This window comes from Micromonospora sp. C28SCA-DRY-2 (genome assembly GCF_030519475.1).
Classification (GTDB): Bacteria; Actinomycetota; Actinomycetes; order Mycobacteriales; family Micromonosporaceae; genus Micromonospora.
In genome coordinates this window covers 198,358-212,181 of sequence record NZ_JAUMKD010000010.1, presented here as the reverse complement: position 1 = coordinate 212,181, position 13,824 = coordinate 198,358, and the positions used below count along the sequence as shown (strand labels likewise).

General features: G+C 71.3%; 13 protein-coding genes. 7 read left to right on the top strand and 6 right to left on the bottom strand.

Annotated elements, in window-relative coordinates; genetic code table 11:
• Window positions 1-65 precede the first annotated feature (65 nt).
• Window positions 66-935 carry a PAC2 family protein gene (locus Q3W71_RS29630; RefSeq protein WP_302922757.1) on the bottom strand — a complete coding sequence of 290 codons (870 nt, stop codon included), beginning with the start codon at window positions 933-935 and terminating at the stop codon, window positions 66-68.
• Between the two features lie 263 nt (window positions 936-1,198).
• On the opposite strand from Q3W71_RS29630, the gene metH reads away from it, so the two are divergent.
• Window positions 1,199-4,714, top strand: coding sequence for a methionine synthase (gene metH / locus Q3W71_RS29625; protein ID WP_302922756.1), 3,516 nt, complete (start codon window positions 1,199-1,201; stop codon window positions 4,712-4,714).
• A gap of 247 nt (window positions 4,715-4,961) precedes the next feature.
• Here metH and Q3W71_RS29620 read toward each other — a convergent pair whose 3' ends face one another.
• From Q3W71_RS29620 to Q3W71_RS29610, 3 genes are read right to left on the bottom strand one after another with little or no spacing between them, the layout of a single operon-like run.
• A complete protein-coding gene (locus Q3W71_RS29620) occupies window positions 4,962-5,939 on the bottom strand; it encodes an ABC transporter permease subunit (RefSeq protein WP_302922755.1) in 978 nt (325 codons plus the stop codon).
• A complete protein-coding gene (locus Q3W71_RS29615) occupies window positions 5,936-6,835 on the bottom strand; it encodes an ABC transporter ATP-binding protein (RefSeq protein WP_302922754.1) in 900 nt (299 codons plus the stop codon). The genes Q3W71_RS29620 and Q3W71_RS29615 overlap by 4 nt, the downstream gene beginning before the upstream one ends.
• Window positions 6,832-7,227, bottom strand: a complete 396-nt coding sequence (locus tag Q3W71_RS29610; RefSeq protein ID WP_302922753.1) for a GntR family transcriptional regulator — start codon at window positions 7,225-7,227, stop codon at window positions 6,832-6,834. Before Q3W71_RS29610 ends, Q3W71_RS29615 begins: the two co-directional genes overlap by 4 nt.
• A gap of 464 nt (window positions 7,228-7,691) precedes the next feature.
• On the opposite strand from Q3W71_RS29610, the gene Q3W71_RS29605 reads away from it, so the two are divergent.
• Window positions 7,692-8,378 carry a Type 1 glutamine amidotransferase-like domain-containing protein gene (locus Q3W71_RS29605; protein WP_302922752.1) on the top strand — a complete coding sequence of 229 codons (687 nt, stop codon included), beginning with the start codon at window positions 7,692-7,694 and terminating at the stop codon, window positions 8,376-8,378.
• Window positions 8,379-8,825: 447 nt separating this feature from the next.
• Here the strand turns inward: Q3W71_RS29605 and Q3W71_RS29600 are convergent, their stop codons facing one another.
• Window positions 8,826-9,404: a dienelactone hydrolase family protein gene (locus Q3W71_RS29600; protein WP_302922751.1), complete on the bottom strand. Its 579-nt coding sequence runs from the start codon at window positions 9,402-9,404 to the stop codon at window positions 8,826-8,828.
• A gap of 65 nt (window positions 9,405-9,469) precedes the next feature.
• Between Q3W71_RS29600 and Q3W71_RS29595 the strand changes: the two genes are divergently transcribed.
• The 3 genes from Q3W71_RS29595 to Q3W71_RS31045 all read left to right on the top strand — a co-directional run bounded on the left by Q3W71_RS29595 (window position 9,470) and on the right by Q3W71_RS31045 (window position 11,690).
• A complete protein-coding gene (locus Q3W71_RS29595; RefSeq protein ID WP_302922750.1) occupies window positions 9,470-10,033 on the top strand; it encodes a transcriptional regulator in 564 nt (187 codons plus the stop codon).
• 118 nt (window positions 10,034-10,151) lie between these two features.
• Window positions 10,152-11,060: an aminoglycoside phosphotransferase family protein gene (locus Q3W71_RS29590; protein ID WP_302922749.1), complete on the top strand. Its 909-nt coding sequence runs from the start codon at window positions 10,152-10,154 to the stop codon at window positions 11,058-11,060.
• 66 nt (window positions 11,061-11,126) lie between these two features.
• Window positions 11,127-11,690, top strand: coding sequence for a DUF4262 domain-containing protein (locus Q3W71_RS31045; RefSeq protein ID WP_368051347.1), 564 nt, complete (start codon window positions 11,127-11,129; stop codon window positions 11,688-11,690).
• Between the two features lie 72 nt (window positions 11,691-11,762).
• Here the strand turns inward: Q3W71_RS31045 and Q3W71_RS29585 are convergent, their stop codons facing one another.
• Window positions 11,763-12,389: a bifunctional 2-polyprenyl-6-hydroxyphenol methylase/3-demethylubiquinol 3-O-methyltransferase UbiG gene (locus Q3W71_RS29585; protein ID WP_302922748.1), complete on the bottom strand. Its 627-nt coding sequence runs from the start codon at window positions 12,387-12,389 to the stop codon at window positions 11,763-11,765.
• Window positions 12,390-12,561: 172 nt separating this feature from the next.
• Between Q3W71_RS29585 and Q3W71_RS29580 the strand changes: the two genes are divergently transcribed.
• Both Q3W71_RS29580 and Q3W71_RS29575 read left to right on the top strand, forming a co-directional pair.
• The gene (locus Q3W71_RS29580; protein WP_302922747.1) at window positions 12,562-12,786 is read left to right on the top strand and encodes a hypothetical protein; all 225 of its coding nucleotides are present in this window, start codon (window positions 12,562-12,564) and stop codon (window positions 12,784-12,786) included.
• 87 nt (window positions 12,787-12,873) lie between these two features.
• Window positions 12,874-13,698, top strand: a complete 825-nt coding sequence (locus Q3W71_RS29575; protein ID WP_302922746.1) for a hypothetical protein — start codon at window positions 12,874-12,876, stop codon at window positions 13,696-13,698.
• The last annotated feature ends 126 nt before the right edge of the window (window positions 13,699-13,824 follow it).

The window sequence follows — 13,824 nt, the reverse complement described above, 5'->3', positions numbered from 1 at the left end:
GGCGAGAAAACGACCGGACCCCGGAACGGCTGTCCGGGGCCCGGTTCGCGAAACGGGGGAGAGGGCTACCAGGAGCCGGCGGTCGGGCCGGCCGAGCCGCCGCGGCGGCGCAGGTACTTCTCGAACTCCTGGGCGATCTCGTCACCGGTCAGCGGGGTGATGCCCGCGTCGCCGACGCGCTCCTCCAACTCGCGCACGTACTCGCCCAGCTCGGCGTCCTGCTCGGCGGCGCTGCGCACCCGCTGCTCCCACTCGGCGGCCTCCTCGGCCAGGTCGGCCATCGGCACCGGCAGGTCGAGCACCTCCTCGACCCGGTGCAGCAGGGCGAGGGTGGCCTTCGGGCAGGGCGGGTTGTTGGCGTAGTGCGGCACGTGCACCCAGAACGAGACCGCGTCGACCTCGGCGCGGGTGCAGGCGTCGTGCAGCACCCCGACGATGCCGGTCGGCCCGTCGTAGCGGGTGGGGGTGAGCTGGTAGCGCTCGGCGGCCCGGGAGTCCGAGGCGCTGCCGCTGATCGGCAGCGGCCGGGTGTACGGCACGTCGGCCAGCAGCGCGCCGAGCAGCACCACCCGCTCGACCTCCAGGCTGTGGCAGATCTCCAGCACCTGCTCGCAGAAGGTGCGCCAGCGCATGCTCGGCTCGATGCCGCGGATCAGCACCACGTCGCGTTCGGTGCCCTCCGGGCTGGCCACCATGAACCGGGTGGTGGGCCACTGCACCCGGCGGGTCTCGCCGTCGGCCATCGTGATGGTGGGCCGGCTGACCTGGAAGTCGTAGAAGTCCTCCGGGTCCAGCTCGGTGACCTGCCGGGCGTTCCACACCTGCTCCAGGTGTTCAACTGCGGCGGTGGACGCGTCCGCGGCGTCGTTCCAGCCCTCGAACGCGGCGATGGCCACCGGGGACCGCAGCACCGGCAGTCCGTCGAACTCGGTCACGCCGTCACCTCTCCCTGCTGGTCGCGGACGGTGCCGGGGCCGCGCCCGGTGTCCCGCCGGCCGGGCGCGGGGGCGCTGCTGTAGTCCTTCACGTCCGCCAGCCTACGTCCAGGGGCGGGGCGCGGCCCGGTGGCCGCGCCGGTCGGCAGGCGGGAAGCAACCGGCATAAGCCTACAGACCGGACAGGGTGATCCGGCTGACAGTATCTGGGACGGGGGTATGGGCCGCGACGCGGTCGGGGCCGGCACACTAACCTGAACGGCGTGCGGACTTCGTTGCTCGACGTACTGGCAGAGCGGATCCTGATCGCCGACGGCGCGATGGGGACGATGCTACAGGCGGCCGACCTGACCCTTGACGACTTCGAGGGCCACGAGGGCTGCAACGAGGTCCTCAACGTGACCAGGCCGGACGTGGTCCGCGGCGTGCACGAGGCCTACCTCGCCGCCGGGGCCGACTGCGTCGAGACCAACACCTTCGGCGCCAACCTGGCCAACCTCGGCGAGTACGACATCGCCCACCGGATCCGGGAGTTCTCCGAGGCGGGCGCGCGGATCGCCCGCGAGGCGGCCGACGCGTTCGCCACGCCGGAGCGGCCCCGCTTCGTGCTCGGCTCGATCGGTCCCGGCACCAAGCTGCCCACCCTGGGGCACGCCGACTACGCCACCCTGCGCGACGCGTACCGGGAGAACGCCGCCGGCCTGATCGCCGGCGGCGCGGACGCCCTGATCATCGAGACCTGTCAGGACCTGCTCCAGGTCAAGGCGGCGGTGGTCGGCGCGAAGCGGGCGATGGCCGAGCTCGGGTCGACCGTGCCGATCATCTGCCACGTCACCGTCGAGACCACCGGCACCATGCTGCTGGGCAGCGAGATCGGCGCGGCGCTGACCGCGATCGAGCCGCTCGGGGTGGACCTGATCGGGCTGAACTGCGCCACCGGTCCGGCCGAGATGAGCGAGCACCTGCGCTACCTCTCCCAGCACGCCGGGCTGAGGCTGTCGGTGATGCCGAACGCCGGCCTGCCGCAGCTGACCGCCGACGGGGCGGTCTACCCGCTCACCCCGGTCGAGCTGGCCGACGCGCTGGAGCGGTTCGTCGCCGACTACGGCGTGTCGCTGATCGGCGGCTGCTGCGGCACCACGCCGGAGCACATCCGGGTGGTCGCCGAGCGGTTGCACGGCGCCCGGCCCGGGGCCCGCGAGCCCCGGCACGACGCCGGCGTCTCGTCGATCTACCACCACGTGCCCTTCGCCCAGGACGCCAGCGTGCTGATGGTGGGGGAGCGGACCAACGCCAACGGCTCCAAGGCGTTCCGCGAGGCGATGCTGGCCGCCGACTGGCAGGCCTGTGTGGAGATCGCCCGCAGCCAGGCCCGGGACGGCTCGCACCTGCTGGACCTCTGCGTCGACTACGTCGGCCGGGACGGCACGACGGACATGCGCGAGCTGGCCGGCCGGTTCGCCACCGCGTCCACTCTGCCGATCATGCTGGACTCCACCGAGCCGGCCGTGATCGAGGCGGGCCTGGAGATGCTCGGTGGCCGGTGCGTGGTCAACTCGGTGAACTTCGAGGACGGCGACGGCCCCGGGTCCCGCTACGCCCGGGTCATGCCGGTGGTCGCCGAGCACGGCGCCGCGGTGGTCGCGCTGCTCATCGACGAGGAGGGCCAGGCCCGCACCCGGGAGTGGAAGGTACGCGTCGCCGAGCGGCTGATCGAGGACCTGACCGGCCGCTGGGGCCTGCGCCGCTCCGACATCCTCATCGACGCGCTGACCTTCCCGATCGCCACCGGCCAGGAGGAGACCCGGCGGGACGGCATCGAGACCATCGAGGCGATCCGGGAGATCGCCAACCGCTGGCCGGGGGTCAACTTCACCCTGGGCATCTCGAACGTCTCGTTCGGGCTCAACCCGGCCGCCCGGCAGGTGCTCAACTCGGTCTTCCTGCACGAGTGCGTGCAGGCCGGGCTGACCTCGGCGATCGTGCACGCCAGCAAGATCCTGCCGATGTCGAAGATCCCCGACGAGCAGCGCGAGGTCGCCCTCGACCTGGTCTACGACCGCCGGCGCGAGGGCTACGACCCGGTGCAGCGGTTCATCGAGATCTTCGAGGGCGTGGACGCCGCCTCGGCGCGCGCCGGCCGGGCCGAGGAACTGGCCGCGCTGCCGTTGGAGGAGCGGCTCAAGCGGCGGATCATCGACGGCGAGCGCAACGGCCTGGAGGCCGACCTGGACGCCGCCATGGCCGGCGGCCGGACCCCGCTGTCGATCATCAACGACATCCTGCTGGACGGGATGAAGGTGGTCGGCGAGCTGTTCGGCTCCGGGCAGATGCAGCTGCCGTTCGTGCTCCAGTCCGCCGAGGTGATGAAGACCGCGGTGGCGTACCTGGAACCGCACATGGAGAAGGCCGACGACGGCGGCAAGGGCCGCATCGTGCTCGCCACCGTGAAGGGCGACGTGCACGACATCGGCAAGAACCTGGTGGACATCATCCTGTCCAACAACGGCTACGAGGTGGTGAACATCGGCATCAAGCAGCCGATCACCGCGATCCTCGACGCCGCCGAGGAGCACCGGGCCGACGCCATCGGCATGTCCGGGCTGCTGGTCAAGAGCACGGTCATCATGAAGGAGAACCTCGCCGAGATGGCCTCGCGCGGGGTCGCGGAGCGCTGGCCGGTGCTGCTCGGTGGGGCGGCGCTGACCCGGGCGTACGTCGAGGACGACCTGCGGTCGATGTTCCCCGGGCAGGTGCACTACGCGCGGGACGCGTTCGAGGGTCTGTCCCTGATGGACCGGGTGATGGCCGCCAAGCGCGGCGGCGCGCCGGTGATCGACGCGGAGCGGGAGGCGGCGCTGGCGGCCCGGCGGGCGCGCCGGGAGCGGCAGCGGGCCATCGTCAACGAGTCGCTGCCGGAGCTGGACGACGCGTCGGTCCGCTCCGACGTGGCCACCGACGTCGAGGTGCCCACCCCGCCGTTCTTCGGCACCCGGGTGGTCAAGGGCGTGCCGCTGGCCGACTACGCGGCGCTGCTCGACGAGCGGGCCACCTTCCTCGGGCAGTGGGGCCTGCGCGGCGCCCGGGGCGGCAAGGGACCGTCCTACGAGGAGCTGGTGGAGACCGAGGGCCGGCCGCGGCTGCGCTACTGGCTGGACCGGCTGATCGCCGACAAGGTGCTGGAGGCGGCCGTGGTCTACGGCTACTTCCCCGCCTACGCCGAGGGCAACGACCTGGTGGTGCTGGACGAGAACGGGCACGCCGAGCGGGCCCGGTTCTCCTTCCCCCGGCAGCGGCAGGAGCGGCGGCTGTGCCTGGCCGACTTCTTCCGGCCCCGCGGCGACCAGCTGGACGTGGTGGCCCTGCAACTGGTCACCGTCGGCCAACCGGTCAGCGAGTACGCGGCGAAGCTGTTCGCCCGTAACGAGTACCGCGACTACCTGGAGGTGCACGGGCTGTCGGTGCAGCTCACCGAGGCCCTGGCCGAGTACTGGCACAAGCGGGTCCGCGCCGAGCTAACGCTGCCGGGTGGCCGTACGGTCGCCGACGACGACCCGGCCGACCTGGCCGGCCTGCTGCGCACCGACTACCGCGGCTGCCGGTACGCGTTCGGCTACCCCGCCTGCCCGGACCTGGAGGACCGGGCGAAGGTGGTGGAGCTGCTCGGCGCCGAGCGGATCGGGGTGCAGCTGTCGGAGGAGTTCCAGCTCATCCCGGAGCAGGCCACCGACGCGATCGTGGTGCACCACCCGGAGGCCAGCTACTTCAACGCCAAGTGACGACCGCGGGCGTTCTGACCTGCGGCGAGAACTCGTCACGGCCCTGATGGGCTCCCCCACGGGGGTGGGGACACCCCGAGACTGGATCTTGAGTCCAGAGGAAGGGGTGTCCCCCCGTTGGGGCGCCCATCGAAGTACCCGCGAGAGTTTCGGCGCGACGCGGTTGACCTGGTGCGCTCGTCCCGGCGGCCGATCATCGGGGTCGCGCGCGTGTCAACCAGGACCGTGAACGCTTGTGGTCAGGGCACTAGATCATGCGGCGCCGTACCCGCCACACCACCACACCGATCAGGACCGCCGCGACGGCGAGGAACAGGGCCGCCTCGATGAGCTGGAACGTCCAGAACCGGTCGGCCGGGTGGTAGACGTTGAACTGCTGGATACCCCGCGCGTGCAGGAACTGGTTGAGGTTGGTGCCGGCCCGGTTGGCGGCGGCCTCCAACTCGTAGTACTCGGTCCAGCTCAGCCTGCGCCCAGTGGCGTCTGCGTAGCCGTGTTCGATCATCCAGGAAGCGTTGCTGGGCACGGGCCCGTGCCCAGCCTGGTCCTTCGAGCCGCCGACGGGGATCGGCTCCATGGTGGTGAGCGGCGTGGCGTACGCGGGACGGGCCAACAGCGCCACCGGCATCCGGACGGCGAGGAACGCCCCGAACGCGACGCCGAACGCGGGCAGGCTGCGCCGCAGGATCGCCCCGGCGGCGGTGGCGACGCCGAACGCGAACAGCGCGTACGCCACCGGAACAAGTCCCTCCAGGTCGAAGGCGTCGTACTGGAACCGCCCTTCCCACGCGTCGAAGGGCTGACGGAACCAGGTGACCACCGCGGTGAACATCCCGGTGAGCGCGACGGTGACGCCGGCCAGTGCCGCGAGCTTGGCCGCCAGCCAGCGCATCCGCGGCACGGCCTGCGTCCAGGCGAGCTGCCAGGTGCCGTCCTCCAGTTCGCGCGCGAGCAGTGGCGCACCGAGGAACGCACCGATGACGACGGGGACCAGATAGAAGCCCGCCAGGAGGTTCTCGACGTACCCGTACTCCTCGTCGAGCCGGCGGAAGGAGGCCGCGCAGGCCTCGTTGCTGCCGGCCTCTCCCGCGCACCGGGCGGGACCGCCGGGGAACAGGTCGTGGGCCTGCGTCCCGAGCACGAGCAGGGCGATGCCGAACGTGCCGACAAGCAGACCCAGGACGCAGACCTCGGTCCGGTGCTGGCGCCAGATCAACCACGTCATGCCGCCACCCCCGAGGTGACCGCGGCGCTCGGCTCGGACGGCCGGCGCAGGTACGCCAGCACCAGGTCCTCCAGCGCGACCGGCCGGGCCTGCCACCCGGGCGCGGCCGGGATCGCGCCGTCGCGTACCAGCAGGGTCGTGTGCCGGTCGCTGTGGACGGCCTCCACGACGGCGCCGGCCCGGTCGAGGTCGGTGGCCGTGCGCGGGCCGACGAGCAGCCGGTGCTCGGCGAGGAGGGTGTCGATGTCACCGGTGAGCGTGACCCGGCCGTGGTTGAGCACGACCAGGTGGTCGCAGACGCGCTCCAGCTCGTGCACGACGTGGGAGGAGAACAGGACGGTCACCCCGCCTTCGGCCACGGCGCCCATGAGGACCTGCAGGAACTCGTGCCGGGCCAGCGGGTCGAGGCTGGCCACCGGCTCGTCGAGGACAAGCAGGTCCGGCCGCTTCGCCAGGGCCAGAGCCAACGCGACCTGGGCCTGCTGCCCGCCGGAGAGCGTACCGGCCCTGCGGTCGAGCGGGATGCCCAGCTTCGCCAGCCGGCGCTCGGCCAGCCCCTGGTCGAACCGCAGGTTGCAGGCCCGGCCGAAGCGGAGCATCTCGGCGACGGTGAAGCGCTTGTACAGCGGGTGATCCTGGGCCAGGAACCCGACCCGGGACAGAGTTTGCGGGGTGCTGGCGGTGACGTCGTGGCCGAGGACCTCCACCGTGCCGGTGCTCGGTGCCAGCAACCCGACGACCAGGCGCAGCAGCGTGGTCTTGCCCGCGCCGTTCGGCCCGACCAGGGCGATCACGCCGCCCGCCGGCAGGGCCAGGGTGCAGTCGCGCAGCGCCCAGCCCTTCCGGTACCGCTTGCCCACACCGTCGGTGCGCAGCGCGAACTCGGTCCCTGTCACGCCACGTCCTCATTCCTCGTCTGGTGGTGGACGGAAGTAAAAAGCGCGTTGACCGCCTGCTCGTCGAGGCCGGCCGCGTAGGCGCGGCGCAGCCAGGTCGCCAGGCCGCGGCGCAGCGACGTGTACGTCGATGCCGGCATCACGGCCGACTGCTGTTGATTGACGAACGTGCCCTGGCCGGGACGGCCAGTGACCAGGTTCTCCTGCTCCATCTGCCGGTACGCCTTGGCGACGGTGTTCGGGTTGATCGCCAGGTCCTCGACCACCTCGCGGATGAGCGGGAGGCGGTCCCCGGGTTGGAGAAAGCCCAGCAGCACCGCCTGGCGGACCTGCTGGACGAGTTGCAGGTACGGCGGCACGCCGGAGTGGGTGTCGAGCCGGAAGACGAACACGGTAGCCCCTTACTGCTTTCCTAGTAGCATAGTAAAGCAGTAAGTTGGGCGGTCAAGAGGGTCGACGGGCCCGCACGACCTCGGCACCACATCCGGGCGCACGCCTGCCCCGACCGCCGGCGGGTGCCCGCGCGCTCGGGGCGCCGGCGGCCGGCCGGGCCGCGCGGCCACGAGCCCGCGCGGCGTAGGGGAGCGCACGCCGGCCGCGTCGGCGAGCTGCCGGCGGTCGCGGGGTTGCGGCTACTGCGCCTCCGGCGGGGGCGCTCCGGCTCGAACTGGCGAACGAATCGCCGGTAAAGGCGTGGCATCGGACCTGTGTCGTCGTGCGGGCGGAGGCAGTTGACGGTTGGACGGCCGCCAGCGGATGATCCATCGATGTGTCGCTCGGGTTAGCCGGCCGGGACGCTGGTCCTCATGGACAACATGACCGCCGTCATGCGGTGGCTTCAGGAGAGCGGATTTTGATGAAGTTCCTTCTCACGTCCTCGGGCATCGGTAACCCGAGCATCTCCGACGCGCTCGTCGGCCTGCTCGGCAAGCCGATCGCCGAGTCCACGGCCCTGTTCATCCCCACCGGTGTCTACCCCTTCCCCGGCGGCGGTGCGAGGGCATGGAAGGCGATTCACGGCCAGGCTTCGATCCCGCTGTGCCAGCTGGGTTGGAAATCCCTGGGGCTGTTGGAGCTCACCGCGCTGCCGACCATCCGAGAAGAGAACTGGGTCCCGGCGGTCCGGGAGGCCGATGCCCTCCTCGTCTGGGGCGGCGACGTGCTGTACCTGACCTACTGGCTGCGCCGGTCGGGCCTGGCTGACCTCCTGCCGTCGCTGAGTGACACGGTTTATGTGGGCGTCAGCGCCGGGAGCATCGCGGTCACCCCGTACAACTGCGACGCCGAATTCGACCTTGGATTCGTCCCTGACGGCAGCGACATGGCGCAGGGCGCCGACCGGGCGCTGGGGCTGGTGGATTTCACGCTGTACCCCCACCTCAACCATCCGGACATGGAGGACGCCAAGCTGTCCGACATCCAGAAGTGGGCGTCCGGAATCCCGGTCCCGACCTACGCCATCGACGACAACATCGCCATCAAGGTGGTCGACGGCACCGTTGACGTCATCTCCGAAGGCGACTGGAGACTGATCAACCCGTGACCGAGATGTCCCTTCAGCCGAGCCAGCCCTACACAGGGCAGGTCCACAACTCGCGAACACAGCAATCGGCCGAAGAGACGTGGGCCCGATAAAGGCGAGCCCTTCCTTCCTGTCGACGGTGAGGACTTACTTCCCGCGCCACCACACCGCCAGCATTCCCACGAGCCCTACGAGGACGACACATCCCAGCCCGGCGCAGAGCAAGAGCGCCGCGCCGGCAAATGCTCCACTGTCCACGGCCGGACTCTAGCTTGCGGGCAGGGTCGTGCCCGATCCGTGCCCGATGCAGCGGTCAACAGGGGTACGACTCGATGCGGCACAGTCCCGTCAACCACGTGTCCGCCAACTGAGGTGCGACCGGTCAGCGGCCCGGAGGCGGCAGGTTGGCCACCGACGAGACGTGCTGTCCGGCGGAGGCCCGGATGAAGCGTGGGCCAGCTGGTCGGGTCACGCCGGTCTGACGGTGGCGAGGAACGCCCGCACCCGCTCCATGAGCAGCGCGGACGCCTCCGGGTCGTACCCGGCGAGCGAGGAGTCGGCGAAGAGGTGCTGGTCGCCGGGGTAGACGAACAGCTCGGCGTTCGCCGTGGAGCCGGCGAGTTCGCGTGCGGCCGGCAGGTCCTCGTCGAAGAACTCGTCGTCCTCCTTGCCGTGGATCTGCACCGGCACGCCCTCGGGCCACGTCTCGCCGAACTCCGCGACCGGGAGGCAGGAGTCGATGAGGAGTGCCCCGCGGGCGCCGGGCCGGGTCTGCGCGAGCCGCTGGGCGATCGTCACGCCGAAGGAGAATCCGGCGTAGACGAGCCCGGCATCGAGTTCGTCGGCTGCCGCGATGCCGCGCTCCCGGAGCGTGTCGAATCCCACCTCTCGCGCGAATCCGAACCCTTCCTCGATGCTGCCGAACGTGCGGCCGTCGAACAGGTCCGGTGTGTGCACGGTGTGCCCGTCCTGTCGGAGGCTGTCGGCGAAGCTCCGGACCCCGTCGGTCAGGCCCTGGATGTGGTGGTACAGCAGCACGTCGGCCATGGCGTCGCACTCCTCGCGAACGATCGAATTTTTTGGAACGTTCCGCGATGCTAGTCTGTTACGCCATGGCGGACAACCCCCCGGACTACGAGCTTGCCGATCGGATGGCGCTGACCAGACCGGACCAGGTGAAGGCCATCGGCCACCCGCTCCGCACGGTGATCCTGCAGCTCCTCCACGAGCGGGCCGCGACCGTCACCGAGCTCGCGGCCGCGGTCGAGCGCCCCAAGAGCACCGTCGCGCACCACGTGGACGTGCTCGCCCGGAGCGGCCTGCTCCAGGTGGTACGCACGCGGAAGGTGCGGGCGATCGAGGAGCGCTTCTACGGGCGCACCGCGCGCATGTTCTACGTGGCTGCCGAGCCATCGCCCGCCGGTGGGCAGATGCCGGGCGACTTCAACGACTTCGAGGTGGCTGCACGCGAGTCCGCGAACGCGTTCGAGCAGGGCAAGCTCTGGGGCTTCATCCGGCATGCGCGCATCTCGGAGGACCAGGCCGCCCAGTTCTGGGACCAGATGGCGGAACTGGTCGATGCGTTCGACCGGATGCCGAGGTCCGGCGAGACCATGTACGGGTTCGCGATCGGCATCTACCCCACCGACCACCCGACCCTGCCGGCGGCGGAGTGACCGCCGACTCGACGTCGACAGTGCGTGATCGCGCGGATCGCGGCAATTGGGCGGTTGCCTCGGTGCGCGCTGCGGAAAGTCAGTCGCTCGGCGCGGAATCCCAGGGAAAGATCTTGGCATGACCATCCACCAGGACGAGGTCCGGATCGACGAGGGCGTTGTCAGGTCGCTGCTGGATGAGCAGTGCCCACAGTGGGCCGGGCTGCCGCTGTCGCCAGCGGGTGCCGGCACCGACAACGTCATGTACCGGCTGGGCAGTGACCTGCTCGTGCGACTCCCGCGAACCGCTGACAAGGCGCGGTCCCTGCGCAAGGAGCAGGAATGGCTGCCCCGGCTGGCGCCGCTGGTGGCATGCTCGGTCCCGGAGCCGGTGCATGCCGGCATGCCCGCCGCCGGCTATCCGCTCCCTTGGTCGATCTACCGGTGGATCGACGGCGGCGAGGCCGGGCCGGACACCGTCCAGGACTGGTCGGCCTTCGGCGCTGATCTGGCGGCCGTCGTGCGGGACCTGCACGGTATCGACCTCATGGGGGCGACCCGCACGGGCGACCTGAGTTGGTACCGCGGCGGACATCTGCGGGCCTGCGACGAGTGGATCAGCAGGTGTCTCCGGGACTGTCGAGCCACCGTCGGCGGGGACATCGACGTCGAGACGCTGGAACGGTTGTGGCGCGAAGCGCTCGCCCTGCCCGAACCCTCCGGACCCCAGGTGTGGCTGCACGGCGATCTCAAGCCCACCAACCTCCTGGTGCGGGACGGCAGGTTGCACGCGGTCATCGACTTCGGCGGCCTGTCGATCGGCTTGCCCGACGCCGAGCACTCCACGGTGTGGGACCTACCGTCCGAAGCGCGACACACGTACTGGGACGCCCTGGGCCTCGACGAGCTGACCTGGACGCGCGCCCGCGCCTGGGCCATCGCGGTGGGCGCCAGCGGCATCTCGTACTACTGGCACACCTACCCCGCTTTCGTCGCCGAGTGTCGAAGCCGTCTCCAGGCGATCCTCGCCGACGCAGCCACCCGCTGAGCACGGCCGGACGTACCCGCCCTTCCACCGGCCAGGTGGGGCCGGGGCCGGCCGTACGATGACGGTGTGAATCAAGCCGTTTCGCCCTGCCACCGCATCCTCTGTCACGAGTACGGCGACACGGACGACCGACACCCCACGGAGCTGACGACGATCGGACACGTCCAGCAGCACGGCTGGAGCGTGGTGACGATCCCCGACGATGACAAGGGGCCCGGCTGGGCGTACACGATCGGGCTGTGGCACACCGGTTTCATTGGGACCGGGACAGCGAAGACCACCTGCACCAACGGCAGCCTCAGCTCTGGAAGCGGCCTGCGGATCACCCGACCGGCGTCTGGACGCAGGATCTCTGAATCGTCGAGTCGGATGTGCCAGGCACGTCCGAGACGCCCAGCTCAAGTGGCCCAGACCAGCCTGCATCCAAGTCTGGTGAGCCGCCCACCGTGCGTCGGGTTGAGCCTGGACAGGAGCGGATTGGACATGTCCTCCGGTGCGGCGGTCGCGGCAACCCTGACTGCACCCCCTTCGGGGGCCTTCGGCGAATTTCCGCCAAACGGAATGAGTGGTCCGTCGACGTCGAGGAAGAGCAAGGGACGCTCGGCACCAGCGGTCACCGTCGCACGATAGCGATCCCTCTCTGCGAGCGTCACCCATCGAGTGAAGCCGGCCTGGCGCCATCACGTGGACCCACCGGTGGGGTCAGCTCTGTGGCCGTCGTGCCCAGAACAGTGCGTGACCGCTGTCCCCCTCCGGGACGAAGTCCTCGGCGGTGACCTCCAGTCCCGCCCGATGCAGCCAGGAACGGTAGGTCGAGGCGCCAGCTTGGCTCCACCACATGGCGGCCGGACCACCGAGCCAGTTGTCCTCGGTGCCGGTCCAGGCGCTGGTGCCGACGGTGGTCAGCAGCCAGCCCCCGGGCCGTAGCCAGGTGGCGATCCGCCCGATGAGCCGCGGTTGGTCGGTCAGGGGCATGTGGATCAGGGTGTAGAGGCAGACCACGGCGTCGAACGAGGCCGGCGGCAGGTCCAGTCGGGTGGCGTCAGCGCGGCGGAAGGTGCCGGTCGGCACCAGGCGGCGGGCCCGCTCGATCTGCACGTCGCTGATGTCGATGCCGGTGACGCGGTGGCCGGCGCTGGCGAGGGAACGGGCGACCGGCACGCCACAGCCGCATCCGAGGTCGAGGACCGCCGCCGAGGCCGATAGCCGTCCGTGCAGGTCGTCGAGCCAGGGACCGTACTGGCCGTCGGCGGCATCGTCCGCCCGGTAGTGGTAGGAGAGTTCGTCGTATCCGCGTCGGACCAGGTCACGCGGGTCACTGCCGCCCATCCTGGCGAGGCTACGAGTCCCGGGGCCGCTTGCCGATCCGTTTCTGGCGAGCGGAGCAGCCGCACCAGCACCGCGGATCAGGTCAGGCGTCTCGCGTGGACCCGAGCGTGCCGGCCGTGCAACCGAATCCACCTCGGCACGCATCCAGGCGTTGAAGGCCGCACGGATGGGAGTGATCGGTGGACGTTTCGAGTACGGGCTGCGGGCTCGGCGGTGGGGCCGGTTCGGACCGCGCGACGGGCGGGTCGACCCGATGACCCGGCGCATCGAGCACGACGGCGTGATGGTCGTCGCCTGGCGCGTCCTGCTCGGCCTCGCCGCCGCCGGCGTCGTCGGCATCGTCGTCGCCGCCGGGTGGGCCCTGACCTGGCTGGTCAGCCGGGCCGGCGGCGGGTGACAGGTCGGGTGCCGGCCGAGCGGAGGTACGGCCGGCCGCGGCGACGGCGGGGCGGTGCGCCGCGGCGGCCGCCCCTACGATGGCGCGGTGCTGCTCACCGACTGGCTGCCCGACGTCTGGGCGCGGACCCGGGCGGTACGCGTCCTCGACGGCGGTCTGGACGGCGGGCCGCTGGCCGACCGCGCCGTGCTGGCCGAGACGCGCGACCCCGTCCGGCTGGCCCGGATGCGGCAACTCACCACGGTCGGCCGGTTCACCGGCGACGTCTGCCGCTGCCTGGGCGGCCCCACCCTGGCCCTGTACGGCGTCGACGACGAGTTGCTCGGCAGCGCCACCCTGCACGGGCACGGCAGCGTCTCGTGGCAGCGGTCCAGGTTCGCCGACGACCTCGAGGTCGCCGAGCCGCGGGCGTTGACGCTCTTCCTGGCCGAGTGCGGGGTGAGCGGTCTGCTCGTCGACCTGCTCGGTCCGCTCGTGACCACCCTCGGGTTCGACGAGGCGCCGGACGGTCCGCAGTTCCGCCCGGTCGGGGCGCCGGCGGTGCTGGTCGGGCGGGAGGTGCCCCTGGTGCTTCGGGACTTCCTGGTCGGCGTCGCCGGCGACACCGCCGCCCGGCTTCCCCAGGACCGGGTACGCCGACTCGCCGAGCGGCTGGCCGCGGCGGAACCGGATCCGGTGGCCCGGGCGGGTGCGCTGCTGGCGTGGCTGGGCCGGCTGCCGTACCCGACGGAGGCGCTGTGGGGTGAGGGCGTTCTGGTGCGGCGGCTGCTCGCGGCGCTGCCGGTCGCCGACATCGTGGCGGCGACGGCGTCGGGCGGCCCGGTGGTGGTGCTCGGGGCGCTGAACTGGGCGGCCCACCAGCCGGACGATCGCGTGTTGGCCGCCGTGATCGCGCCGGCGCTGCTCGGCTGATCCACTGCGGAATCCGCGGCGCCGCTGGTGGACCGGCCGCCCGCCGTGGTCGACACGCCGGGACCGGTTCGACCGTCGCCGCGCGGGACTCCCGGCGGCCGGGCAGGCTGTGGGGCGTGACGGTTC

Coding starts and splice junctions, on each gene's coding strand:
- Q3W71_RS29620 (WP_302922755.1), bottom strand. CDS start 5,939: ATGACGTGGTTGATCTGGCGCCAGCACCGGACCGAGGTCTGCGTCCTG.
- Q3W71_RS29605 (WP_302922752.1), top strand. CDS start 7,692: ATGAAGTTCCTTCTCACGTCCTCGGGCATCGGTAACCCGAGCATCTCC.
- Q3W71_RS29600 (WP_302922751.1), bottom strand. CDS start 9,404: ATGGCCGACGTGCTGCTGTACCACCACATCCAGGGCCTGACCGACGGG.
- Q3W71_RS29595 (WP_302922750.1), top strand. CDS start 9,470: ATGGCGGACAACCCCCCGGACTACGAGCTTGCCGATCGGATGGCGCTG.
- Q3W71_RS29590 (WP_302922749.1), top strand. CDS start 10,152: ATGACCATCCACCAGGACGAGGTCCGGATCGACGAGGGCGTTGTCAGG.
- Q3W71_RS29585 (WP_302922748.1), bottom strand. CDS start 12,389: ATGGGCGGCAGTGACCCGCGTGACCTGGTCCGACGCGGATACGACGAA.